At 63.3% G+C, this 23,307-nt stretch carries 21 protein-coding genes, 4 tRNA genes and 1 rRNA gene; all 26 read left to right on the top strand.

The annotated features are described in order from the left end of the window. Positions 1 to 112 (top strand): 5S ribosomal RNA (rrf, locus tag NFU04_RS08520); the annotation flags it as partial. Positions 113 to 594: 482 nt separating this feature from the next. Beyond that, positions 595 to 1,575 (top strand): biotin--[acetyl-CoA-carboxylase] ligase, encoded by a 981-nt coding sequence (locus NFU04_RS08515; RefSeq protein WP_251309037.1) that lies wholly within the window; start codon positions 595 to 597, stop codon positions 1,573 to 1,575. After that, complete coding sequence (locus NFU04_RS08510; protein ID WP_251309036.1) at positions 1,572 to 2,411, top strand: type III pantothenate kinase; 840 nt, start codon at positions 1,572 to 1,574, stop codon at positions 2,409 to 2,411. The genes NFU04_RS08515 and NFU04_RS08510 overlap by 4 nt, the downstream gene beginning before the upstream one ends. A gap of 120 nt (positions 2,412 to 2,531) precedes the next feature. Continuing rightward, a tRNA-Tyr gene (locus NFU04_RS08505) sits at positions 2,532 to 2,615 on the top strand. A gap of 45 nt (positions 2,616 to 2,660) precedes the next feature. Continuing rightward, a tRNA-Gly gene (locus NFU04_RS08500) sits at positions 2,661 to 2,734 on the top strand. 12 nt (positions 2,735 to 2,746) lie between these two features. Beyond that, a tRNA-Thr gene (locus NFU04_RS08495) sits at positions 2,747 to 2,821 on the top strand. Positions 2,822 to 2,983: 162 nt separating this feature from the next. Continuing rightward, positions 2,984 to 3,059 (top strand) — tRNA-Trp (locus NFU04_RS08490). A 73-nt stretch (positions 3,060 to 3,132) separates the two neighbouring features. Beyond that, complete coding sequence (gene secE / locus NFU04_RS08485; protein ID WP_251309035.1) at positions 3,133 to 3,501, top strand: preprotein translocase subunit SecE; 369 nt, start codon at positions 3,133 to 3,135, stop codon at positions 3,499 to 3,501. An 8-nt stretch (positions 3,502 to 3,509) separates the two neighbouring features. Continuing rightward, positions 3,510 to 4,043 carry a transcription termination/antitermination protein NusG gene (gene nusG, locus NFU04_RS08480; RefSeq protein ID WP_146803745.1) on the top strand — a complete coding sequence of 178 codons (534 nt, stop codon included), beginning with the start codon at positions 3,510 to 3,512 and terminating at the stop codon, positions 4,041 to 4,043. Positions 4,044 to 4,138: 95 nt separating this feature from the next. Then, positions 4,139 to 4,570 (top strand): 50S ribosomal protein L11, encoded by a 432-nt coding sequence (gene rplK, locus NFU04_RS08475; protein ID WP_146803744.1) that lies wholly within the window; start codon positions 4,139 to 4,141, stop codon positions 4,568 to 4,570. A 2-nt stretch (positions 4,571 to 4,572) separates the two neighbouring features. Next, positions 4,573 to 5,265: a 50S ribosomal protein L1 gene (gene rplA / locus NFU04_RS08470; protein ID WP_251309034.1), complete on the top strand. Its 693-nt coding sequence runs from the start codon at positions 4,573 to 4,575 to the stop codon at positions 5,263 to 5,265. Between the two features lie 256 nt (positions 5,266 to 5,521). After that, positions 5,522 to 6,025 carry a 50S ribosomal protein L10 gene (gene rplJ / locus NFU04_RS08465; RefSeq protein WP_146803742.1) on the top strand — a complete coding sequence of 168 codons (504 nt, stop codon included), beginning with the start codon at positions 5,522 to 5,524 and terminating at the stop codon, positions 6,023 to 6,025. A 96-nt stretch (positions 6,026 to 6,121) separates the two neighbouring features. Further along, positions 6,122 to 6,493, top strand: a complete 372-nt coding sequence (gene rplL, locus NFU04_RS08460; protein WP_146803741.1) for a 50S ribosomal protein L7/L12 — start codon at positions 6,122 to 6,124, stop codon at positions 6,491 to 6,493. 236 nt (positions 6,494 to 6,729) lie between these two features. Continuing rightward, positions 6,730 to 10,809 (top strand): DNA-directed RNA polymerase subunit beta, encoded by a 4,080-nt coding sequence (rpoB, locus tag NFU04_RS08455; RefSeq protein WP_251309033.1) that lies wholly within the window; start codon positions 6,730 to 6,732, stop codon positions 10,807 to 10,809. A gap of 91 nt (positions 10,810 to 10,900) precedes the next feature. Continuing rightward, positions 10,901 to 15,121 (top strand): DNA-directed RNA polymerase subunit beta', encoded by a 4,221-nt coding sequence (rpoC, locus tag NFU04_RS08450; protein ID WP_251309032.1) that lies wholly within the window; start codon positions 10,901 to 10,903, stop codon positions 15,119 to 15,121. Between the two features lie 145 nt (positions 15,122 to 15,266). Continuing rightward, on the top strand, positions 15,267 to 15,641 hold the full coding sequence (gene rpsL / locus NFU04_RS08445) for a 30S ribosomal protein S12 (RefSeq protein WP_146803738.1): 375 nt from the start codon (positions 15,267 to 15,269) through the stop codon (positions 15,639 to 15,641). A 112-nt stretch (positions 15,642 to 15,753) separates the two neighbouring features. After that, the gene (gene rpsG / locus NFU04_RS08440) at positions 15,754 to 16,224 is read left to right on the top strand and encodes a 30S ribosomal protein S7 (protein WP_146803737.1); all 471 of its coding nucleotides are present in this window, start codon (positions 15,754 to 15,756) and stop codon (positions 16,222 to 16,224) included. A gap of 63 nt (positions 16,225 to 16,287) precedes the next feature. Continuing rightward, positions 16,288 to 18,408, top strand: coding sequence for an elongation factor G (fusA, locus tag NFU04_RS08435; protein ID WP_251309031.1), 2,121 nt, complete (start codon positions 16,288 to 16,290; stop codon positions 18,406 to 18,408). A 28-nt stretch (positions 18,409 to 18,436) separates the two neighbouring features. Then, positions 18,437 to 19,630 (top strand): elongation factor Tu, encoded by a 1,194-nt coding sequence (gene tuf / locus NFU04_RS08430; protein WP_251309030.1) that lies wholly within the window; start codon positions 18,437 to 18,439, stop codon positions 19,628 to 19,630. Positions 19,631 to 19,792: 162 nt separating this feature from the next. After that, entirely contained in the window at positions 19,793 to 20,104 is a 312-nt protein-coding gene (gene rpsJ, locus NFU04_RS08425) for a 30S ribosomal protein S10 (RefSeq protein ID WP_134846622.1), read from the top strand. Between the two features lie 151 nt (positions 20,105 to 20,255). Then, positions 20,256 to 20,894, top strand: a complete 639-nt coding sequence (gene rplC / locus NFU04_RS08420) for a 50S ribosomal protein L3 (protein ID WP_251309029.1) — start codon at positions 20,256 to 20,258, stop codon at positions 20,892 to 20,894. A 14-nt stretch (positions 20,895 to 20,908) separates the two neighbouring features. Then, a complete protein-coding gene (gene rplD / locus NFU04_RS08415) occupies positions 20,909 to 21,514 on the top strand; it encodes a 50S ribosomal protein L4 (RefSeq protein ID WP_251309028.1) in 606 nt (201 codons plus the stop codon). Further along, positions 21,511 to 21,807: a 50S ribosomal protein L23 gene (rplW, locus tag NFU04_RS08410; RefSeq protein ID WP_146803732.1), complete on the top strand. Its 297-nt coding sequence runs from the start codon at positions 21,511 to 21,513 to the stop codon at positions 21,805 to 21,807. Before rplD ends, rplW begins: the two co-directional genes overlap by 4 nt. 17 nt (positions 21,808 to 21,824) lie before the next feature. Further along, positions 21,825 to 22,652 carry a 50S ribosomal protein L2 gene (gene rplB, locus NFU04_RS08405; RefSeq protein WP_251309027.1) on the top strand — a complete coding sequence of 276 codons (828 nt, stop codon included), beginning with the start codon at positions 21,825 to 21,827 and terminating at the stop codon, positions 22,650 to 22,652. Between the two features lie 22 nt (positions 22,653 to 22,674). Further along, the gene (gene rpsS, locus NFU04_RS08400; protein WP_146803730.1) at positions 22,675 to 22,950 is read left to right on the top strand and encodes a 30S ribosomal protein S19; all 276 of its coding nucleotides are present in this window, start codon (positions 22,675 to 22,677) and stop codon (positions 22,948 to 22,950) included. Positions 22,951 to 22,968: 18 nt separating this feature from the next. After that, positions 22,969 to 23,301, top strand: a complete 333-nt coding sequence (gene rplV, locus NFU04_RS08395) for a 50S ribosomal protein L22 (RefSeq protein ID WP_010626471.1) — start codon at positions 22,969 to 22,971, stop codon at positions 23,299 to 23,301. The last annotated feature ends 6 nt before the right edge of the window (positions 23,302 to 23,307 follow it).

Below are 23,307 nucleotides of genomic sequence, written 5' to 3'. Positions count from 1 at the left end.
ACGACCATAGCGAGTGGGAACCACCTGATCCCATGCCGAACTCAGCAGTGAAACCGCTCAGCGCCGATGGTAGTGTGGGGTCTCCCCATGCGAGAGTAGGTCATCGTCAGGCACTTCTTCAGAGAAGCCCCGATCATCATCAGATGGTCGGGGTTTTTCGTATTTGGTTGTGAGGCAGGCCAGGGGGTCTCCCCATGGAGAGTCCCGGAGCCCGGCGCGGTCATCGTCAGGCACTTCTTCAGAAACCCCAGCCGTTGGCTGGGGTTTCGTCGTTTAGGGGCCTCCCCATGGATCCCGCCTGTCGGGAACCGGCGGAAACCGCGTCAGCGGGCCCGAAGGGCGAGTCTCAGGATGAGACGAGTCGAGTCCCGGAGCCCGGCGCGATTATCGTCAGGCACTTCTTCAGAGAAGCCCCGATCATCATCAGATGGTCGGGGTTTTTTCGTTTGGTGGCTGACGATCGGAGCATGGGGGCGGGGAAATAAGCGGAATGAGGTGGGGAGTGGGGCTACCGGAGCTGCCACTTTGGTCGGCATGATTCACGGGGTCGGATGCCATCCGCTAGAATGAGCCTTTTGCCGCAGGGGCCTTAAGATGACCATTGGTGACCTGATTCGCCTGATGAGCGATGGGGACTTCCATTCCGGCGAGCAGCTGGGGGAGCACCTCGGGGTGTCGCGCACGGCGGTCTGGAAGCAGCTGAAGAAGCTGGAGGCCCTGGGTATCCCGCTGGAGGCGGTCAAGGGGCTGGGCTATCGCTTGGGGGAGCCGGTCGAGCTTCTCGATGGTGCCGGAATCGTCGCACGCCTCGACTCGCAGAGTCGCCCCGCCCTGAGCCGCCTGTTCGTCGAGGAGGCCCTCGATTCCACGAACGCCTTTCTGCGCGAACGCTTTGCTCAGGGGGCCGGGCACGGCGAGGTGTGTCTGGCGGAGAGTCAGGCGGCCGGTCGCGGCCGGCGTGGACGGCGCTGGTTGAGTCCCTGGGGACGCGGCTTGCTGCTCTCCCTGGGGTGGCGCTTCGAGAACGGCGTAGCCGCCCTGGAGGGGCTGAGCCTGGCCGTGGGGGTGGTGCTCGCGGAGGTGCTGGAGCATGAAGGCGCCCGGGTTGCCCTGAAGTGGCCCAATGATGTGCTGCTGGTCTCCGGCGAGGGGCACCAGAAGCTCGCCGGTATCCTCTTGGAGGTTCAGGGAGATCTGGAGGGGCCCTGCGAGGTGGTGATCGGTATCGGCCTCAATGTCTTCCTGCCGCCGGCCATGCGTGAGGCCGTCGATCAGCCGGTGGGTGCGGTGGCGGATCAGGTGCCTGAGGTCTCCCGCAATGCCCTGGCGGCGGCGTTGATCGGCGGCCTCCTGGAGCTGATGCAGGGCTTCGAGGCACACGGATTCGCGGCCTGGCAGGCCGCCTGGAACGCACGCCACGCCCATGCCGATCGGGAGGTGGAGGTGATCCAGGGTAGCCAGAGTTATCGGGGAGTCGCCCGAGGGGTCGACGAGGCCGGCCACCTGGAGGTGCGCTGCGGCGATGGAGTGCGGTGGCTGGCCGGCGGCGAGATCAGCGTGCGTGGTCGCCCATGATTCTCGATCTGGATATCGGTAACACCCTGTCCAAGTGGCGACTCAAGGATACCTTGAGTAGCGAGATCCGCTCGCGGGGCGCCCTCTGGACCCGGGAGGAGTGGCGTCCCGGGTCGGATATTCCCGACCTGGACGTGGTGCAGTCGGTGCGTATCTCCAGCGTGGCGCGCAAGGCGGTGCTGGAGGAGACGGTGGCGCTGCTGCGTCGTCGCGTGGTCTCGGTCCATGTGGCGCGTTCGACCGCCGAGGCCCTGGGGGTCACCAACGGTTATGAGGAGCCGGGGCGCCTGGGCGTCGACCGCTGGCTGGGCACCCTGGCGGGGTACCAGCTGGCGGGGGGCTGCTGCGTGGTGGATTGCGGTAGCGCCATTACCGTGGACTTCGTGCTGCCGGGCGGCTGCCACCTGGGAGGCTATATTCTGCCTGGACTGAGGCTGATGAAAGAGAGTCTCAAGCTGGGGACGCGTAACGTGGCCATCGATCCGGACAGCGAGGCGGACGAGCTGCTGGCCCCGGGCAAGAACACCGTGGAGGCGGTCAATCACGGCATCTATATGGCCGCGGTAAGCGCCGTCAATCGTATCTATGCCGAGGTCTGTGACCGCGAGGGGGTGGCCTTGCCCTTGCTGCTGACCGGCGGGGATGCGCGGGTGGTGTCTCGGGGGCTGCGGGTGCCCCATGCGGTCTGGCCCGATATGGTCTACGGCGGGCTGGAGGCCTGTTTCCCGTTGACTGCGGCCGAGCGGGCGGGGCGCCTGTCCGGGGCGCCCAAGGTGCCGGCGCCGGCGGCCCTGGAAAAAATTCGCGCGGGGCTTGCATTCTCTACCCTGCTTTGACACAATGCGCCGCGTTCCAGGGCAACACATCCCCCTCGCCGAGTGCTGATGGATGCTGCCAAGCCACTGAAAGATAAGGCTTGACACTGTTGCTGAGGCAGGTAAAATGCTTCGCCAGCTGGAGGGGTTCCCGAGTGGCCAAAGGGAGCAGACTGTAAATCTGCCGCGAAAGCTTCGAAGGTTCGAATCCTTCCCCCTCCACCAGTTTAGGTCGCCTCGTCAAGGCGGGGCGATAGCAAGAGTGGGTAGGCGGGCATAGTTCAATGGTAGAACCTCAGCCTTCCAAGCTGATGATGCGGGTTCGATCCCCGCTGCCCGCTCCAGGCAAGGTTTAGGCTCATGTAGCTCAGGGGTAGAGCACACCCTTGGTAAGGGTGAGGTCGACGGTTCAAATCCGTCCATGAGCTCCACTTTGAAAAGGCGAGTCGAAAGGCTCGCCTTTTCTCTTTGTGTCGAGGGCTTCTTCGGCATCGTGTGAGTGGGGTTGTCAGGCGGAAGCTTTTCCGCTACTATGGCGCCCGCTGTGCCCTGAGTGGCCCGCAAAGGGTCGTGATGGTGCAGGAAGTTGATACAGGCCAGTAGCTCAATTGGCAGAGCAGCGGTCTCCAAAACCGCAGGTTGGGGGTTCGATTCCCTCCTGGCCTGCCAGTCTTCCCCAGGCTGGCTTACCTCAAGACAGATTTCACGTTACGATCGCTGCACCCTGAGGAGTCTCGTTTTCATGAAACATAACGCCGAGGTGCAGGAATCGCGCCACGACGGGCTCAAGTGGGCGGCTGTCGTCGCGCTATTGGTCGTTGCCGTCGTTGGTAATTCCTACTTTGCCGATCAGGCCCTGCTCTACCGTGTCCTGGGCGTGGTAGTGCTTGGTGTGGCTGCCGCCGCGCTCGCCCTGACGACCACCAAGGGTCGTGACCTCGCTGAGCTGGCCAAGAATGCGAAGAAAGAGATTCAGCGCGTCGTCTGGCCGACTCGCCCCGAAACCGTGCAGACCACCGCCATCGTGCTGGTGGCCGTGCTGGTGGTGGGCCTGATGCTGTGGCTGATCGATACCCTTCTTGGCTGGGCAATGTCCGGCGTCATCGGTTAGGAGTTTCCATGTCCAAGCGTTGGTATGTCGTTCACGCCTACTCCGGCTTCGAGAAGCATGTCATGCGCTCCCTGAAGGAGCGCGTGAAGATGTATGGCATGGAGGAAGGGTTCGGCGAGATCCTCGTGCCCACCGAAGAAGTCGTCGAGATGCGTGACGGCAAGCGCCGCAAGAGCGAGCGCAAGTTCTATCCCGGCTATGTGCTGGTCGAGATGGAAATGAATGACGCGACATGGCACCTGGTCAACGAGACGCCGCGGGTCATGGGCTTTATCGGCGGCACCAAGGAGAAGCCGGCGCCGATCACTCAGAAGGAAGCGGACGCCATTCTGCGTCGCGTCCAGGACGGTACCGACAAGCCGCGTCCCAAGACCATGTTCGAGCCGGGGCAGTCGGTGCGCGTCATCGATGGCCCCTTCGCCGACTTCAATGGCGTGGTCGAAGAGGTCAACTACGACAAGAGTCGCCTCCAGGTCAGCGTGCTGATCTTCGGTCGCGCCACGCCTGTCGAGCTAGAGTTTTCCCAGGTCGAGAAAGAGTAACGCTCGACCTCAGTCGTCTTTAGTCGTATCTCGAGCCGCCTGGCGGCTCGCTAACCGGGGAGCCGCAAGGCGCTACCACCCAACTGGAGTCCATCATGGCCAAGAAAGTACAGGCTTACATCAAGCTGCAGGTCGCAGCTGGTAAGGCCAACCCGAGTCCCCCCGTCGGCCCGGCCCTGGGTCAGCACGGCGTGAACATCATGGAGTTCTGTAAGGCGTTCAACGCCGCGACCCAGGAAATCGAGCCGGGTCTGCCCACTCCCGTGGTGATCACAGTCTATTCCGATCGCAGCTTCACCTTCGTCACCAAGACGCCGCCCGCGGCGATCCTGCTGAAGAAGGCCGCTGGCATCAAGTCCGGCTCCGGCGAGCCGAACAAGAAGAAGGTCGGCACCGTGACCCGTGAGCAGCTCGAAGAGATCGCCAAGACCAAGGAGCCGGATCTGACGGCTGCCGATCTCGACGCCGCTGTGCGTACCATCGCCGGTAGCGCCCGCAGCATGGGCCTGAACGTGGAGGGTCTCTGATCATGGCTAAACTGTCCAAGCGCGCTCAGCTGATCAACGAGAAGGTCGACTCCACCAAGGTCTACTCTCTGGAAGAGGCCGTGGCTCTGCTCTCCGAGCTGTCCACCGTCAAGTTCAAGGAGTCCCTGGACGTCGCCATCAACCTCGGCGTCGATCCGCGTAAATCCGACCAGGTCGTGCGTGGCGCCACCGTCATGCCCAATGGTACCGGCAAGGACGTGCGCGTTGCCGTCTTTACCCAGGGTGCCAACGCCGATGCCGCCAAGGAAGCCGGTGCCGATATCGTCGGCATGGACGACCTGGCCGAACAGGTCAAGAAGGGCCAGCTCGACTTCGACGTGGTCATCGCCTCGCCGGACGCCATGCGCGTCGTCGGTCAGCTGGGCCAGATCCTCGGTCCGCGCGGCCTGATGCCGAACCCCAAGGTCGGCACCGTGACCCCGGACGTCGCCACCGCGGTCAAGAACGCCAAGGCCGGTCAGGTGCGCTTCCGTACCGACAAGAACGGTATCATCCACACCACCCTGGGCAAGGTCGACTTCGACGCGGCCGCCATCAAGGGCAACCTGGAAGCACTGGTCGCCGACCTGAAGAAGCTCAAGCCGAGCACTTCCAAGGGTGTGTATTTCAAGAAGATGACCTTGTCCACCACCATGGGCCCGGGCATCACCGTCGATCACGCCGCGCTGGTGTGATCGCCGACAGGCAAGAACTTTGCGGTCCCCGTGCACGGATTCATGCCGGGCGGGGCACCGTCAAAGACCGCAGGCGCCGTCCACTCCGGTGGGCGGCTTAATCTTCCCCCCGGGATGCCTGCGCAGATGGTGTGGCCGCCAGTCCGCTGGTGTGCACCATCGCCCAAGACCCCCGTGCCAACAGGCGCGGGGGAGATGGTAACCCCCGGGATGCGATGCTCGCATCGCAGATTCCCGGCACGAAGGAGTGAACACAGTGGCACTAGCTCTCGAAGGCAAGAAGGCAATTGTTGCCGAGGTCAGTGAAGCCGCCAAGGATGCTCTCTCCGTCGTCGTTGCCGATTCTCGTGGCGTCGCGGTCAGCAAGATGACCGACCTGCGCAAGCAGGCCCGCGAGAATGGCGTGCAGATCCGTGTTGTGCGCAACACCCTGGCACGTCGCGCCCTGGACGGTACTCCTTGGGAGTGCCTGAACGACAGCTTCGTGGGTCCGACCCTGCTGGCTTTCTCCACCGAGCACCCGGGCGCCGCCGCCCGTCTGTTCAAGGAGTTCGCCAAAGAGGAGAAGAACTTCGAAGTCAAGGCGCTGGCCTACGAAGGCGAGCTGATCCCGGCTGCCGATATCGACCGTCTGGCGACCCTGCCGACGTACGATGAAGCGATCGCCAAGCTGATGTCGGTGATGAAGGAAGCTTCCGCCGGCAAACTGGTCCGCACCCTGGCTGCACTGCGCGACCAGAAGCAGGAAGCGGCCGCCTAAGGGCGCCCCTTTCGGCCGATACGCGACTTATACTGAACCCTCGAGTCCTCGGACCCCCTGGGGTACGGGATTCCCGCAAAGTCTAGGAATTTGACAATGGCACTGACCAAAGAAGACATCATCAACGCCGTCGCCGACATGTCCGTGATGGAAGTCGTCGAGCTGATCGAAGCGATGGAAGAGAAGTTCGGCGTTTCCGCCGCTGCTGCCGTCGTGGCCGGCCCGGCCGGTGGCGAAGCCGCCGCCGCCGAAGAGCAGACCGAATTCGACCTGGTGCTGACCTCTGCCGGCGAGAAGAAGGTCAACGTGATCAAGGTCGTTCGCGAAATCACTGGCCTGGGCCTGAAGGAAGCCAAGGGTGCCGTCGACGGCGCACCGGCGACCATCAAGGAAGCCATGTCCAAGGAAGACGCCGAAGCGGCCAAGACCAAGCTGGAAGAAGCCGGCGCCTCCGTGGAACTCAAGTAATCCCTTGATTTCCATGGCTTCACGCGCTGCGTAAGCTTCCACGGCTGGTGGCGGGACACCCGCTGCCGGCCTTTTTCTGTTGTCACTAGCCGGCCGCCGCTCTGCCGCCGCCGCTAGCCGAATTCCGACGGCGAGCCCTCCTCCGAGGGCTTGCCGTCAGCGCCTGACGGAGCCGCTACCGTCGGGTGGCGCCGATTCGCATCGGTCACCCATGGTGAACAAGCTGGGGAATACAGATGGCTTACTCATACACTGAGAAAAAACGCATCCGCAAGGATTTCGGCAAACTGCCCCAAGTGATGGATGTGCCCTACCTGCTGGCCATCCAGCTTGATTCCTACTACGACTTCCTCCAGCAGGACCGTTCGCCAGAAGAGCGGATGGAAGTCGGCCTGCATGCCGCCTTCAAGTCCGTCTTCCCGATCGAGAGCTTCTCCGGCAACGCCGCCCTCGAGTACGTCAGCTACCGTTTCGGTACGCCGGCCTTCGACGTCAAGGAGTGCCAGCTGCGTGGCGTCACCTACTCGGCGCCGCTGCGGGTCAAGGTTCGCCTGATCATCTACGACAAGGAGTCGGCGAACAAGGCCATCAAGGACATCAAGGAGCAGGAAGTCTACATGGGGGAGATCCCCCTGATGACCGAGAACGGTACCTTCGTCGTCAATGGTACCGAGCGGGTCATCGTTTCCCAGCTGCACCGCTCGCCGGGTGTCTTCTTCGACCATGACAAGGGCAAGAGCCACTCCTCCGGCAAGCTGCTCTACTCGGCGCGGGTGATTCCCTACCGTGGCTCCTGGCTCGACTTCGAGTTCGATCCCAAGGACAACGTCTATGTGCGTATCGACCGTCGCCGCAAGCTGCCGGCGTCGGTGCTGCTGCGCGCCCTGGGCATGAGCACCGAGGAGATCCTCGATACCTTCTTCGATACCAGCACCTTCCATATCGAGAAGACCGGCTTCTCCGTGGAGCTGGTGCCGTCGCGCCTGCGCGGTGAGACCGCCACCTTCGACATCAAGGATGCCGATGGCAGCCTGGTCGTCGAGGAAGGCCGTCGCATCACCCAGAAGCATATCCGCCAGATGGAGAAGGCCGGTCTCGAGCGCCTCGACGTGCCGATGGACTACCTCTTCGGCAAGACCCTGGCCAAGGATCAGGTCGACCCCAATACCGGTGAGCTGATCTGCGAGTGCAACAGCGAGATCACCCCGGACCTGCTGGAGAAGCTGGGCCAGGCCGGTATCACTCGCCTCGAGACCCTCTACACCAACGACCTCGACTGCGGGTCCTTTATCTCTGACACCATCAAGCTGGATACCACCCGGACCCAGCTCGAGGCCCTGGTCGAGATCTACCGCATGATGCGTCCCGGCGAGCCGCCCACCAAGGAGGCCGCCGAGACCCTGTTCCACAACCTCTTCTTCACCGAGGACCGTTACGACCTCTCCGGGGTCGGGCGCATGAAGTTCAACCGCCGCCTGCGTCGCGAGAGCGATACCGGTGCCGGCGTGCTGGGCCGTGACGACATCCTCGATGTGCTGCGTGAGCTGATCAATATCCGTAACGGCTTCGGCGAGGTGGACGATATCGACCACCTGGGCAACCGGCGTATCCGTTGCGTGGGCGAGATGGCCGAGAACCAGTTCCGGGTGGGCCTGGTGCGGGTCGAGCGCGCGGTCAAGGAGCGTCTCTCCATGGCCGAGAGCGAGGGCCTGATGCCCCAGGACCTGATCAACGCCAAGCCCGTCGCCGCGGCGGTCAAGGAGTTCTTCGGTTCCAGCCAGCTCTCCCAGTTCATGGACCAGAACAACCCGCTCTCCGAGGTCACCCACAAGCGCCGCGTCTCCGCGCTTGGCCCGGGCGGCCTGACCCGCGAGCGGGCCGGCTTCGAAGTGCGTGACGTTCACGCCACCCACTACGGCCGCCTGTGCCCGATCGAGACCCCGGAAGGTCCCAACATCGGCCTGATCAACTCCCTGGCCACCTACAGCCACACCAACAGCTACGGCTTCCTCGAGACGCCGTACCGCAAGGTGGTGGGCGCTCAGGTGACCGACGACGTGGTGCATCTTTCCGCCATCGAGGAGGGCGACTTCGTTATCGCCCAGGCCTCCGCCACCGTCGACGAGAACGGCAAGCTGGTCGATGACCTGGTGCAGGTTCGCCACAAGGGCGAGACCACCTTCATGCGTCCCGAGCAGGTGACCCTGATGGACGTCTCGCCGCGTCAGGTGGTCTCCGTGGCCGCGGCGCTGATCCCGTTCCTCGAGCACGATGACGCCAACCGCGCCCTGATGGGGGCCAACATGCAGCGTCAGGCTGTGCCGACCCTGCGTGCCGACAAGCCCCTGGTGGGCACCGGCATGGAGCGTTTCGTGGCCCGCGACTCCGGCGTCTGCGCCGTGGCGCGGCGCGGCGGGGTGATCGACTCCGTGGATGCCAAGCGCATCGTGGTGCGTATCAACGAGGACGAGATCATCGGCGGCGAGGCCGGCGTCGATATCTACAACCTCACCAAGTACGTGCGTTCCAACCAGAACACCTGCATGAACCAGCGCCCCATCGTGCGCCCCGGTGACCAGGTGGCGCGTGGCGATATCCTCGCCGACGGTCCCTCCGTGGACATGGGCGACCTGGCCCTGGGTCAGAACATGCGTATCGCCTTCATGCCCTGGAACGGCTACAACTTCGAGGACTCCATCCTGGTCTCGGAGCGGGTGGTGCAGGAAGATCGCTTCACCACCATCCATATCCAGGAGCTAACCTGCGTCTCCCGGGACACCAAGCTGGGTGCCGAGGAGATCACCTCCGATATCCCCAATGTGGGCGAGTCGGCGCTGGCCAAGCTGGACGAGGCGGGTGTCGTCTATATCGGCGCCGAGGTGGGCCCGGGCGATATCCTGGTCGGTAAGGTCACCCCCAAGGGCGAGACCCAGCTGACCCCGGAAGAGAAGCTGCTGCGGGCGATCTTCGGCGAGAAGGCCTCCGACGTGAAGGACACCTCCCTGCGTGCCCCCACCGGTATGAAGGGCACCGTCATCGACGTCCAGGTGTTCACCCGCGACGGCGTGGAGAAGGACTCCCGGGCCCTGTCCATCGAGCAGATGCAGCTCGATGAGGTGCGCAAGGATCTCCAGGAGACCTACCGCATCGCCGAGGATGCCACCTTCGAGCGCCTCAAGCGCACCCTGACTGGCCAAGCCGTCAATGGTGGGCCCAAACTGAAGAAGGACGACGTGCTCTCCGAGGAGTATCTCGAGGAGCTGCCGCGTCAGCAGTGGTTCAAGCTGCGCCTGCAGGACGAGGCCCTCAACGAGCTGCTGGCCCAGGCCGACGAGCAGCTGGAGAATCGCCGCAAGGAGATGGACGAGCGTTTCGAGGACAAGAAGCGCAAGCTCACCCAGGGCGACGATCTGGCGCCGGGCGTGCTGAAGATCGTCAAGGTCTACCTGGCGGTGAAGCGTCGCATCCAGCCGGGCGACAAGATGGCCGGTCGTCACGGTAACAAGGGTGTGATCTCGGCGATCATGCCGATCGAGGACATGCCCTTCGATGCCAACGGCGAGTCGGTGGACGTGGTTCTCAACCCGCTGGGCGTACCGTCGCGGATGAACGTCGGTCAGATCCTCGAGACCCACCTGGGCATGGCCGCCCGTGGCCTCGGGGTGAAGATCGAGCATATGCTGCGCGACGCCCGCGAGCAGCAGGTGGCCGAGATCCGTGACTTCCTGGGGCAGGTCTACAACACGGCCTCCAGCACCCGGGTCGAGGACATCGAGTCGCTGTCCGACGAGGAGGTCATCGCCCTGGCCAAGAACCTCAAGGCGGGCGTGCCCATGGCCTCGCCGGTGTTCGATGGTGCCGAGGAGACCGAGATCAAGCACCTGCTGACCCTGGCGGACCTGCCGGATTCCGGTCAGATGACCCTCTATGATGGCCGTACCGGCGACGCCTTCGACCGTCCGGTGACCGTCGGTTACATGTACATGCTCAAGCTCAACCACCTGGTGGATGACAAGATGCACGCGCGTTCCACCGGCTCCTACTCCCTGGTCACCCAGCAGCCGCTGGGCGGCAAGGCGCAGTTCGGTGGTCAGCGTTTCGGTGAGATGGAGGTCTGGGCCCTGGAAGCCTACGGCGCCGCCTACACCCTCCAGGAGATGCTCACGGTCAAGTCCGACGACGTGGAAGGGCGCACCAAGATGTACAAGAACATCGTGGATGGCGACCACACCATGCAGGCGGGCATGCCGGAATCCTTCAACGTGCTGGTGAAGGAGATCCGCTCCCTGGGTATCGATATCGAGCTGGAGAGCTAGGCGGCCACGCCGCTAGTCAAGCGCTTCACAGAATGACGGTCCGCGGGGGCTTCGGCCCCCGCCCATGACAACTCCGCAACGGAGCCGACCCATGAAAGATTTGGTGAAAGTCCTCAAATCGCAGTCACAGTCCGACGAGTTCGACGCGATCAAGATCACGCTCGCGTCCCCGGACATGATCCGCTCCTGGTCCTTCGGCGAGGTCAAGAAGCCGGAGACCATCAACTATCGTACCTTCAAGCCGGAGCGGGATGGCCTGTTCTGCGCCAAGATCTTCGGCCCGGTGAAGGATTACGAGTGCCTGTGCGGCAAGTACAAGCGCATGAAGCATCGCGGCATCATCTGCGAGAAGTGCGGCGTCGAGGTCACCAAGGCCGCCGTGCGCCGCGAGCGCATGGGCCATATCGAGCTGGCCAGCCCGGTCGCGCATATCTGGTTCCTCAAGTCCCTGCCGTCGCGTATCGGCATGTTCCTGGACATGACCCTGCGCGATATCGAGCGGGTGCTCTACTTCGAGAGCTTCGTGGTCATCGACCCGGGCATGACCACCCTCGAGCGTGGCCAGCTGCTCAACGACGAGCAGTACTTCGAGGCCCTCGAGGAGTTCGGTGACGACTTCGATGCCCGCATGGGTGCCGAGGCCGTCCAGGCCCTGCTGACCGATATCGATCTGGAAGAAGAGATCAATCGCCTGCGCGAGGAGATCCCGCAGACCAATTCCGAGACCAAGATCAAGAAGCTCTCCAAGCGCCTCAAGCTGCTGGAGGCCTTCCACAAGTCGGGCAATGATCCGGCCTGGATGGTCATGGAAGTGCTGCCGGTGCTGCCGCCGGACCTGCGTCCGCTGGTGCCCCTGGACGGCGGTCGCTTCGCGACCTCCGACCTCAACGATCTCTATCGCCGGGTGATCAACCGCAACAACCGCCTCAAGCGGCTGCTCGACCTCAATGCGCCGGACATCATCGTGCGCAACGAGAAGCGCATGCTGCAGGAGTCGGTGGATGCCCTGCTCGACAACGGTCGCCGCGGTCGCGCCATCACCGGCTCCAACAAGCGCCCGCTGAAGTCCCTGGCCGATATGATCAAGGGCAAGCAGGGTCGCTTCCGTCAGAACCTGCTGGGCAAGCGCGTCGACTATTCCGGCCGCTCGGTGATCACCGTGGGCCCGACCCTGCGCCTGCACCAGTGTGGCCTGCCGAAGAAGATGGCGCTGGAGCTGTTCAAGCCGTTCATCTACTCCAAGCTGCAGTCCCAGGGCTACGCCTCGACCATCAAGGCCGCCAAGAAGATGGTCGAGCGCGAGCTGCCCGAGGTGTGGGATATCCTCGCCGACGTCATCCGCGAGCACCCGGTGCTGCTCAACCGCGCCCCGACCCTGCACCGCCTCGGCATCCAGGCCTTCGAGCCGCTGCTGATCGAGGGCAAGGCGATCCAGCTGCACCCGCTGGTGTGTGCCGCCTACAACGCCGACTTCGACGGTGACCAGATGGCGGTCCACGTGCCGCTGACCCTGGAAGCCCAGCTCGAGGCGCGGGCGCTGATGATGGCCACCAACAACGTGCTGTCGCCGGCCAACGGCGAGCCGATCATCGTGCCGTCCCAGGACGTGGTGCTGGGTCTCTATTACATGACCCGCGAGAAGATCAACGCCAAGGGCGAGGGCATGGCCTTCGCCAACCTGGCCGAGGTCGAGCGCGCCTTCGGTGCCGAGAAGGTCGCCCTGCACGCCAAGGTCAAGGTGCGCCTGACCGAGCACCTGGCCGAGGAAGAGGGTGGCGAGCTGATCGAGAAGCAGTCGATCTTCGACACCACCGTGGGTCGGGCGCTGCTGTTCCGTATCCTGCCCAAGGGCGTGCCCTTCGAGCTGGTCGATCAGCCGATGAAGAAGAAGGCGATCTCCAAGCTCCTCAACGAGGTCTACCGTCGCGCCGGCCTCAAGGACGCGGTGATCTTCGCCGACCAGCTGATGTACACCGGCTTCCGCATGGCCACTTGGTCCGGGGCCTCCATCGGCGTCAACGACTTCGTTATCCCCGAGGCCAAGAAGGCCATCGTGGATGCCGCCGAGGAAGAGGTGAAGGAGATCGAGGACCAGTTCTCCTCGGGTCTCGTCACCGCCGGCGAGAAGTACAACAAGGTGATCGACATCTGGTCCAAGGCCAACGACAAGGTGGCCAAGGCGATGATGGCGGGCATCTCCAAGGAGACCGTGGTCGACCGCGAGGGTAACGAGGTCGAGCAGGACTCCTTCAACAGCGTCTTTATCATGGCCGACTCCGGGGCCCGGGGTAGCGCCGCCCAGATCCGTCAGCTGGCGGGGATGCGTGGCCTGATGGCCAAGCCGGACGGCTCGATCATCGAGACGCCGATCGTCGCCAACTTCCGTGAGGGTCTGAACGTACTCCAGTACTTCATCTCCACCCACGGTGCCCGTAAGGGTCTGGCGGATACGGCACTCAAGACCGCCAACTCCGGTTACCTGACTCGGCGCCTGGTGGACGTGGCCCAGGACCTGGTGATCACCGAGTCCGACTGTGGCACCGAGGAAGGCCTGACCCTGCACCCGATCATCGAGGGTGGCGATATCATCGTCTCCCTGGCGCAGCGGGTGCTGGGCCGGGTGGTGGCCCAGGACGTGGTCGATCCGGTCAGCGACGAGGTGCTGATTCCCCGTGGCACCCTGCTCGATGAGAAGTGGTGCGAGCAGCTCGACACCATGGGCGTCGACGAGATCGTGGTGCGCAGCTCCATCAGCTGTGAGACGGCCCACGGCGTCTGCTCCGCCTGTTACGGCCGCGACCTGGCGCGTGGCCATCAGGCCAATATCGGCGAAGCGGTGGGTGTCATCGCCGCCCAGTCGATCGGTGAGCCGGGTACCCAGCTGACCATGCGGACCTTCCACATCGGCGGCGCGGCCTCCCGGGCCTCCGCGGTGGATAGCGTCCAGGTCAAGCATGGTGGCAAGGTGCGCCTGCACAACATCAAGTCGGTGGAGCGCAGCGACGGCAAGCTGGTGGTGGTCTCCCGCTCCAGCGCCCTGGCGGTGGCCGACGAGCATGGCCGCGAGCGCGAGTACTACAAGCTGCCCTACGGCGCCGAGCTCTCCGTCAAGGACGGCGATGCCGTCGATGCCGGCCAGGCCGTGGCCAAGTGGGATCCGCACACCCACCCCATCGTCGCCGAGGCCGAGGGTCAGGCCCAGTACATCGACATGGAAGAGGGCATCACGGTCCACCGCACGGTGGACGAGATGACCGGCCTCTCCTCCATCGAGGTGATCGAGTCCGCGGCGCGCCCGCAGGCCGGTCGCGACAAGCGCCCGATGATCATGCTCACCGGCGCCGGTGGCGAACATGTCTGCCTGCCGGGCTCCAACACCCCGGTGCAGTACCTGCTGCCCGGCAACGCCATCGTCAACACCGAGAACGGCGCCACCATCGGCGTGGGTGAGGTGGTCGCGCGTATTCCGGTCGAGGCGTCCGGGAACAAGGACATCACCGGGGGTCTGCCGCGGGTCGCCGACCTCTTCGAGGCGCGCAAGCCGAAGGAGCCGTCGATCCTCGCCGAGATCAGTGGCGTGGTCACCTTCGGCAAGGAGACCAAGGGCAAGCGTCGCCTGACCATCACCCCCGAGGGTGGCGGCGATCCCTTCGAGATGCTGATTCCCAAGTGGCGTCAGATCGCGGTCTTCGAAGGCGAGACCGTGGAGAAGGGCGAGGTGATCTCCGACGGTCCCAGCAATCCCCACGATATCCTGCGTCTGCTGGGCGTGGCGGAGCTGGCCAAGTACATCACCGCCGAGGTGCAGGAGGTCTACCGCCTGCAGGGCGTGGGCATCAACGACAAGCACATCGAAGTCATCGTGCGTCAGATGCTGCGCAAGGTGGAGATCACCGATGCCGGCGACTCCAGCTTTATCACCGGCGACCAGGTGGAACTGGTGCGGGTGCTGGAAGAGAACGCTCGCCTGGCCCAGGACGACAAGTTCCCGGCCAAGTACGAGCGCCTGCTGCTGGGTATCACCAAGGCCAGCCTGGCCACCGAGTCGTTCATCTCCGCGGCCTCCTTCCAGGAGACCACGCGGGTGCTGACCGAGGCGGCCGTGACCGGCAAGCGCGATTACCTGCGCGGCCTGAAAGAGAACGTGGTGGTGGGTCGACTGATCCCGGCCGGTACCGGCCTCACCCACCATGCGGAGCGCAAGCGCAAGCGTGAAGACGCCGAGCGCATGCTCCACCCGTCGGCCTTCGACGTCGAGCAGGAGCTGGGCGCCCAGCTCACCGCCCTCGACGCCGACGACGACGAGATCTGAGGTCGCGGGGCCGCTACCCTTCGCGGGGTAGCGGCCTTGACTGGCCTCGCCGGGAAGCAGTAGAATTCGCAGCCTTTAATAGTGGGGTGGGTGCGCCCGTGCCACTATTGGAAGGCAAGGCAACCATTGGAGTCAGCTACAGACTATGGCAACGATCAATCAGCTCGTGCGCAAGCCGCGCAAGCGCCCTGTCGCCAAGAGCGACGTGCCGGCGCTGCAGGCCTGCCCGCAGAAGCGCGGCGTCTGCACCCGCGTCTACACCACCACCCCGAAGAAGCCGAACTCGGCCCTGCGTAAGGTCTGCCGTGTGCGCCTGACCAACGGCTACGAGGTCACTTCTTACATCGGCGGTGAAGGCCACAACCTCCAGGAGCACTCCGTGGTCCTGATTCGTGGCGGCCGTGTCAAGGATTTGCCGGGTGTGCGTTATCACACCGTTCGCGGCGCCCTGGACACCTCCGGCGTGCAGAACCGTAAGCAGGGCCGTTCCAAGTACGGCGCCAAGCGTCCCAAGGCCTAAGGCCGGTCGACGTTTTCACCCGAATTGCATTGGTCTGATAAGAGTAAGGTCGAGCGTCACCCTCGGTGCCAGTCTCGGGTTTACCTGAAGGACCCCTTAACGAGGGCTTATCATGCCTAGAAGAAGAGTTGCCGCTAAGCGCGAAATCCTGCCGGATCCGAAATTCGGAAGTGAGCGCCTGGCGAAGTTCATGAACCACCTGATGATCAGCGGCAAGAAGTCCACAGCTGAGCGCATCGTCTACGGTGCGTTGGACACGGTTGCCGAGCGTAGTAAAGAAGAGCCGCTGGAGATCTTCGACAAGGCGCTGGAAACCATCCAGCCGATGGTCGAAGTGAAGTCGCGCCGCGTCGGTGGTGCGACCTATCAGGTGCCGGTGGAGGTGCGTCCTTCCCGTCGTCAGGCCCTGGCCATGCGTTGGCTGGTGGATGCGGCCCGTAACCGTGGCGAAAAGACCATGGTGCAGCGTCTGGCTGGTGAGATGCTGGATGCCGCCGAAGGCAAGGGTTCCGCGGTGAAGAAGCGTGAAGACGTGCACCGCATGGCAGAAGCCAACAAGGCCTTCTCCCACTACCGTTTCTAAGGCGCGCTTCTACACACGAGGCGCTCGTTCGTCGGGCGCCTCCAACCAACGGGGAATTTCACCGTGGCACGCAAGACACCACTCAATCGCTATCGCAATATCGGGATCTGTGCCCACGTTGACGCCGGCAAGACCACCACCACCGAGCGGGTGCTGTTCTACACCGGGGTCAACCACAAGCTGGGCGAGACCCACGACGGTGCCTCTACTACCGACTGGATGGAGCAGGAGCAGGAGCGGGGTATCACCATCACCTCCGCGGCTGTGACCACCTTCTGGAAGGGCATGAACCACCAGTTCGATGAGCACCGCATCAATATCATCGACACCCCGGGACACGTCGACTTCACCATCGAGGTGGAGCGCTCCCTGCGCGTGCTCGACGGTGCCGTCGTGGTGCTGTGCGCCTCCTCCGGCGTGCAGCCGCAGACCGAGACCGTCTGGCGCCAGGCCGACAAGTACGAAGTGCCGCGCATGGTGTTCGTCAATAAGATGGACCGCGCCGGCGCCGACTTCTTCATGGTCGTCGACCAGCTCAAGGACCGTCTGGGCGCCAATGCCGTGCCGATCCAGATCAACTGGGGCACCGAGGACGAGTTCAAGGGCGTCATCGATCTGATCGAGATGAAGGCCATCCTGTGGAACGAAGACGACATGGGGACGACCTATGACCTCGTCGACATTCCCGCCGAGCTCCAGGCCAAGGCCGAGGAGTATCGCGAGCAGATGGTCGAGGCGGCCGCCGAGGCCTCCGAAGAGCTGATGGACAAGTACCTGGAAGGCGGTGAGCTGACCAAGGAAGAGATCAAGGCCGGCCTGCGTCGTCGTACCCTCGACAACGAGATCATCCTGGTCACCTGCGGCTCCGCCTTCAAGAACAAGGGCGTGCAGGCGGTGCTGGACGCCGTGGTCGAGTACATGCCGTCTCCCACCGAGGTCAAGGCCATCGAGGGTGAGCTGGACGACAAGGACGGCACCATCGCCACCCGCGAGGCGGACGACAGCGCCCCCTTCTCGGCGCTGGCCTTCAAGATCGCCACCGATCCCTTCGTCGGCACCCTGACCTTTATCCGCGTCTACTCCGGGGTCCTGAACTCCGGCGACAGCGTGTTCAACTCGGTCAAGCAGAAGAAAGAGCGGGTCGGCCGTATCGTGCAGATGCACGCCAACTCCCGCGAAGAGATCAAAGAGGTACTGGCCGGCGATATCGCCGCCTGTATCGGTCTCAAGGACGTCACCACCGGTGATACCCTGTGCGACCTGAACAACAAGATCGTTCTCGAGCGCATGGAATTCCCGGAGCCGGTGATCTCCGTGGCCGTGGAGCCGAAGTCCAAGGCCGACCAGGAGAAGATGGGCGTGGCGCTGGGCAAGCTGGCCCAGGAAGACCCCTCCTTCCGCGTCAAGACCGACGAAGAGACCGGTCAGACCATTATCTCTGGTATGGGTGAGCTGCACCTGGACATCCTCGTCGACCGCATGCGTCGCGAGTTCAAGGTCGAGGCCAACATCGGTAAGCCGCAGGTGGCCTACCGTGAGACCATCCGTGCCAGCGTCGAGCAGGAAGGCAAGTTCGTGCGTCAGTCCGGTGGTCGCGGTCAGTTCGGTCACGTGGTGCTGCGCATCGAGCCGCTCACCGAAGCGGACAAGGGCGACGACGAAGATATGCACTTCAAGTTCGCCTCCGAGATCGTCGGCGGTGTGGTACCCAAGGAATACGTACCGGCCGTCGAGAAAGGGGCCTATGAGCAGCTGCAGAACGGTGTCATCGCGGGCTACCCGATGATCGACGTCAAGGTCACGCTGTTCGATGGTTCCTACCATGACGTGGACTCCAACGAGACCGCGTTCAAGGTCGCCGCCTCCATGGCGATCAAGGAAGGGGCCAAGAAGGCCAAGGCCGTGCTGCTAGAGCCGATGATGAAGGTCGAAGTCGTGACCCCCGAGGATTTCATGGGTGACGTCATGGGCGACCTGAACCGTCGTCGCGGTCTGGTGCAGGGCATGGATGACTCTTCCTCCGGTAAGATCATCCGCGCAATGGTGCCGCTGGGCGAGATGTTCGGTTATGCGACCGACCTGCGTTCTCAAACCCAGGGCCGTGCAAGCTACTCCATGGAGTTTGCGAAGTACGACGAGGCGCCCTCCAGCGTCGTAGAAGCCGTCATCAACCAGAAAAGTTAACCGTTAGCTAACGAAAGAGGTTATAGCAGTGGCTAAGGAAAAATTTGAACGTTCCAAACCGCACGTAAACGTCGGCACCATCGGTCACGTTGACCACGGCAAGACCACCCTGACCGCGGCCCTGACCCGTGTGTCCGCCGAGGTGTTCGGTGGCGACGCTCGTGCCTTCGACTCCATCGACAACGCTCCGGAAGAGCGTGAGCGCGGTATCACCATCTCTACCGCTCACGTCGAGTACCAGTCCGAAGATCGTCACTACGCTCACGTCGACTGCCCGGGGCACGCTGACTACGTCAAGAACATGATCACCGGTGCTGCCCAGATGGACGGCGCTATCCTGGTCTGTTCTGCCGCCGACGGCCCCATGCCGCAGACTCGCGAGCACATCCTGCTGTCTCGTCAGGTCGGCGTTCCGTACATCGTCGTGTTCCTGAACAAGGCCGACATGGTCGACGACGAAGAGCTGCTCGAGCTGGTCGAAATGGAAGTGCGTGAGCTCCTCAACGAGTACGACTTCCCGGGCGACGACACCCCGATCATCATCGGCTCCGCCCTGATGGCTCTGGAAGGCAAGGACGACAACGGCATGGGCACCACCGCCGTTGCCAACCTGATCAAGGCCCTGGATGACTACATCCCCGAGCCGGAGCGTGCCATCGACCAGCCGTTCCTGATGCCGATCGAGGACGTCTTCTCTATCTCCGGTCGCGGTACCGTGGTGACCGGTCGTATCGAGCGCGGCATCGTCAAGGCCGGCGAAGAGATCGAGATCGTCGGTATCAAGGACACCACCAAGACCACCGTTACCGGTGTCGAGATGTTCCGCAAGCTGCTCGACGAAGGTCGTGCCGGTGAGAACGTCGGCGCCCTGCTGCGCGGCACCAAGCGTGACGACGTCGAGCGTGGTCAGGTTCTGGCCAAGCCGGGCTCCATCACTCCGCACACCAAGTTCGAGGCGGAAGTGTATGTGCTGTCCAAGGACGAGGGTGGTCGTCACACTCCGTTCTTCAAGGGCTACCGTCCGCAGTTCTACTTCCGTACCACCGACGTGACCGGTACCTGTGAACTGCCGGAAGGCGTCGAAATGGTCATGCCGGGCGACAACGTCAAGATGGTTGTCACCCTGATCGCCCCGATCGCCATGGAAGACGGCCTGCGCTTCGCCATCCGCGAAGGCGGTCGTACCGTCGGCGCCGGCGTCGTGGCCAAGATCGTCGAGTAAGCTTGATCGCTCGATGATCGAAGGGGGCTCCTCCAGGAGCCCCCTTTCTGCGCATGCCGCTTCCAGTGTTTGACTCTGGTGGCGGCCATGCCTATAATGCGCATCCTTTGAATGCGTAGGTAGGCGGCAACTGCCGTCGACTTCCATTGGAGTTTAGGGCTAATGCAGAACCAGAAGATTCGCATTCGGTTGAAGGCGTTCGACCATCGCCTGATCGACCAGTCCACGGCGGAGATCGTTGAGACCGCCAAGCGTACTGGCGCTCAGGTGCGCGGTCCGATCCCGCTGCCGACCAATCGTGAGCGCTACACCGTGCTGATCTCGCCGCACGTCAACAAGGACGCGCGCGACCAGTACGAGATTCGCACTCACAAGCGTGTGCTCGACATCGTCGAACCCACCGAAAAGACCGTCGACGCACTGATGAAGCTCGACCTCGCCGCCGGCGTGGACGTGCAGATCAAACTCGACTAAGACCTCACTAGTCACTGCGGCCCAGCGCCTATCGACTTCGTTTAGGCAGCAGCCGCCACGCCGGGATGGCGTCACACAATGTGCTAGTGGAATGCTCTGGAAAGGGCAGCCATAGCGGGTGATAGCCCCGTACACTATTAGGAGACTGAACATGACTATCGGTTTGCTCGGTAAGAAGGCCGGTATGACCCGCGTCTTTACCGAAGACGGCGCTTCTGTGCCCGTAACCGTTATCGAGGTTGAGCCTAACCGCGTGACTCGCGTCAAGTCCGTCGAAGCCGACGGCTACGCCGCGGTTCAGGTGACTACCGGCTCCCGCAAGGCCAAGCACCTCACCAAAGCCCAGGCGGGTCAATTCGCCAAGGCGGGTGTCGAGGCCGGCCGTACCCTGATGGAGTTCCGCCTCGCCGAAGGCGATGAGGCTCCGGAAGTGGGCGGCGAACTCACCGTATCCCTCTTCGAAGCTGGTCAGAAGATCGACGTGACCGGCACCTCCAAGGGCAAGGGCTTCCAGGGCGCCGTCAAGCGTTGGAACTTCCGCACCCAGGACAACAGCCACGGCAACTCTCTTTCCCACCGTGCACCGGGTTCCATCGGCATGTGCCAGACCCCGGGTCGCGTCTTCAAGGGCAAGAAGATGGCCGGCCAGATGGGCAATGCGCGCTCTACCGTGCAGAGCCTGGAAGTCGTCCGTGTCGACGCCGAACGTAACCTGCTGCTGGTCAAGGGCGCCGTGCCCGGTGCCACCGGTAGTGACGTCATCGTGCGCAGTGCCGTGAAAGCTGGCTGAAGGGGATAACACCGATGAATCTGAATCTTGCTGCCGGCGCCGGCACCGTCGAAGTGTCCGACGTCACCTTTGGCAAAGAATTCAACGAAGCGCTGGTTCACCAGGTGGTCACCGCCTATCTGGCCGGTGGTCGTCAGGGCACCCGCGCCCAGAAGAACCGCTCCGACGTGCGTGGCGGCGGCAAGAAGCCGTGGCGTCAGAAGGGCACCGGTCGTGCCCGTGCCGGTACCATCCGTTCTCCGTTGTGGCGTAGCGGCGGCGTGACCTTCGCGGCGCGTCCCCAGGACTACACCCAGAAGGTCAACCGCAAGATGTACCGCGCGGCCATGCGCTCCATCCTCTCCGAGCTGGTTCGTCAGGAGCGCCTGGTAGCCGTCGAGGAGTTTGCCGTCGACGCGCCCAAGACCAAGCAGCTGGCCGCCAAGCTCGGCGAGCTGGGGCTGGAGAAGGTGCTGATCGTCACCGAAGAGGTCGACGAGAACCTGTACCTGGCCGCCCGCAACATCCCCAACGTGGATGTGGTGGACGTGGCTGCCGCCGACCCGGTGAGCCTGGTCGCCTTCGACAAGGTGCTGGCTACCGTTTCCGCCCTGCGCAAATTCGAGGAGAAGCTGGCATGAACCAGGAGCGTGTATTCAAGGTTCTGCTCGGTCCGCACATGACCGAGAAAGCCGCCTTCGCTGCCGAACGCAACCAGTACGTGTTCAAGGTGGCGGATGACGCGACCAAGCCGGAGATCAAGAAGGCCGTGCAGGCCCTGTTCGGCAAGAAGGTCGATCGTGTGCAGGTCCTGAACGTCAAGGGCAAGACCAAGCGCACCGCTCATGGCGTCGGCCAGCGCAAGGGTTACCGCAAGGCGTACGTGACCCTGGCCGCGGGCGAGACGCTCGAAGACTTCTCTGGCACCGAATAAGGGCAGGAGCACGGATCATGGCAGTAGTCAAGACTAAACCCACCTCCGCCGGTCGTCGTCACCTGGTTAAGGTCGTTAACGACGAGCTGCACAAGGGTCGTGGTTATGCCCCGCTGCTCGAGAAGAAGTCTCGCAGCGGTGGCCGCAACAACAACGGTCGTATCACCACCCGTCACGTGGGCGGTGGTCATCGTCAGCACTATCGTCTGATCGATTTCAAGCGCACCAAGGATGGCGTTCCCGCCGTCGTCGAGCGTCTGGAATACGATCCGAACCGCAGTGCCCATATCGCACTGCTCAAGTACCTGGACGGCGAGCGTCGCTACATCATCGCGCCCAAGGGCGTGAAGGCCGGCGATACCCTCGAGTCTGGGGTCAATGCGGCGATCAAGAAGGGCAACGCCCTGCCGCTGCGCAACGTTCCGCTGGGCTCCACGGTGCACTGCATCGAGCTGAAGCCGGGCAAGGGTGCGCAGATCGCTCGCAGCGCCGGTACCAGCGCTCAGCTGGTGGCTCGTGAAGGCAACTACGCCACCCTGCGTCTGCGCTCCGGCGAGATGCGCAAGGTGCTGGCCGAGTGCCGCGCCACCCTGGGCGAGGTGAGCAACTCCGAGCATAGCCTGCGTCAACTGGGCAAGGCCGGTGCCAAGCGCTGGCGTGGCGTGCGTCCGACGGTTCGCGGTGTCGCCATGAACCCGGTGGATCACCCCCACGGTGGTGGTGAAGGTCGCACCAGCGGTGGCCGTCATCCGGTCACTCCCTGGGGCGTGCCCACCAAGGGTCACAAGACTCGCAAGAACAAGCGCACCGACGCACTGATCGTTCGTCGCCGCAAGGCCAAGTAACAGACATTAAGGGGTAACGGCTGTGCCACGTTCACTGAAGAAAGGTCCTTTTATTGACCTTCATCTGCTGAAGAAGGTTGAGGCTGCAGTGGAGAAGAGCGACCGCAAACCGATCAAGACCTGGTCGCGTCGCTCCATGATCCTGCCGAACATGGTTGGGCTCACCATTGCCGTCCATAACGGACGCCAACACGTCCCGGTTCACATCTCCGAGGAAATGGTTGGCCACAAGCTGGGCGAATTCGCTGCAACCCGCACCTATCGCGGTCATGCGGCGGACAAGAAAGCCAAACGGTAAGCCAGAGAGGATTGAGAGATGGAAGTCACTGCTAAGCTGCGTGGCGCTCGTTTATCCGCCCAGAAGGCCCGTTTGGTGGCTGATCAGGTGCGCGGTAAGCCTGTCGCCGAAGCACTCGACCTGCTGACCTTCTCACCGAAGAAGGCCGCCAAGCTGGTCAAAAAGGTGCTGCAGTCCGCCATCGCGAATGCGGAAGAAAACAACGGCATGGACATCGACGAGCTGCGTGTCTCGACCATCTGTGTCGATGAGGGCATGACGCTCAAGCGTATCAAGCCGCGGGCCAAGGGCCGTGCGGACCGTATCTTGAAGCGCACTTGCCACATCACCGTCAAGGTAGCCGAGAAGTAGGAGTCG

The sequence above is a fragment of the Halomonas sp. NCCP-2165 genome, assembly GCF_023708045.1.
Classification (GTDB): domain Bacteria; phylum Pseudomonadota; class Gammaproteobacteria; order Pseudomonadales; family Halomonadaceae; genus Bisbaumannia; species Bisbaumannia pacifica.
The sequence above is the reverse complement of the archived record's forward strand: the minus strand, read 5'-3'. Positions and strand labels throughout refer to the sequence as shown.

What these genes read in the sequence shown, in the direction of transcription:
- NFU04_RS08515 (WP_251309037.1), top strand. Translation starts at nt 595, where the DNA reads ATGACCATTGGTGACCTGATTCGCCTGATGAGCGATGGGGACTTCCAT.
- NFU04_RS08510 (WP_251309036.1), top strand. Translation starts at nt 1,572, where the DNA reads ATGATTCTCGATCTGGATATCGGTAACACCCTGTCCAAGTGGCGACTC.
- secE (WP_251309035.1), top strand. Translation starts at nt 3,133, where the DNA reads ATGAAACATAACGCCGAGGTGCAGGAATCGCGCCACGACGGGCTCAAG.
- nusG (WP_146803745.1), top strand. Translation starts at nt 3,510, where the DNA reads ATGTCCAAGCGTTGGTATGTCGTTCACGCCTACTCCGGCTTCGAGAAG.
- rplK (WP_146803744.1), top strand. Translation starts at nt 4,139, where the DNA reads ATGGCCAAGAAAGTACAGGCTTACATCAAGCTGCAGGTCGCAGCTGGT.
- rplA (WP_251309034.1), top strand. Translation starts at nt 4,573, where the DNA reads ATGGCTAAACTGTCCAAGCGCGCTCAGCTGATCAACGAGAAGGTCGAC.
- rplL (WP_146803741.1), top strand. Translation starts at nt 6,122, where the DNA reads ATGGCACTGACCAAAGAAGACATCATCAACGCCGTCGCCGACATGTCC.
- rpoB (WP_251309033.1), top strand. Translation starts at nt 6,730, where the DNA reads ATGGCTTACTCATACACTGAGAAAAAACGCATCCGCAAGGATTTCGGC.
- rpoC (WP_251309032.1), top strand. Translation starts at nt 10,901, where the DNA reads ATGAAAGATTTGGTGAAAGTCCTCAAATCGCAGTCACAGTCCGACGAG.
- rpsL (WP_146803738.1), top strand. Translation starts at nt 15,267, where the DNA reads ATGGCAACGATCAATCAGCTCGTGCGCAAGCCGCGCAAGCGCCCTGTC.
- rpsG (WP_146803737.1), top strand. Translation starts at nt 15,754, where the DNA reads ATGCCTAGAAGAAGAGTTGCCGCTAAGCGCGAAATCCTGCCGGATCCG.
- rpsJ (WP_134846622.1), top strand. Translation starts at nt 19,793, where the DNA reads ATGCAGAACCAGAAGATTCGCATTCGGTTGAAGGCGTTCGACCATCGC.
- rplC (WP_251309029.1), top strand. Translation starts at nt 20,256, where the DNA reads ATGACTATCGGTTTGCTCGGTAAGAAGGCCGGTATGACCCGCGTCTTT.
- rplD (WP_251309028.1), top strand. Translation starts at nt 20,909, where the DNA reads ATGAATCTGAATCTTGCTGCCGGCGCCGGCACCGTCGAAGTGTCCGAC.
- rplW (WP_146803732.1), top strand. Translation starts at nt 21,511, where the DNA reads ATGAACCAGGAGCGTGTATTCAAGGTTCTGCTCGGTCCGCACATGACC.
- rplB (WP_251309027.1), top strand. Translation starts at nt 21,825, where the DNA reads ATGGCAGTAGTCAAGACTAAACCCACCTCCGCCGGTCGTCGTCACCTG.
- rplV (WP_010626471.1), top strand. Translation starts at nt 22,969, where the DNA reads ATGGAAGTCACTGCTAAGCTGCGTGGCGCTCGTTTATCCGCCCAGAAG.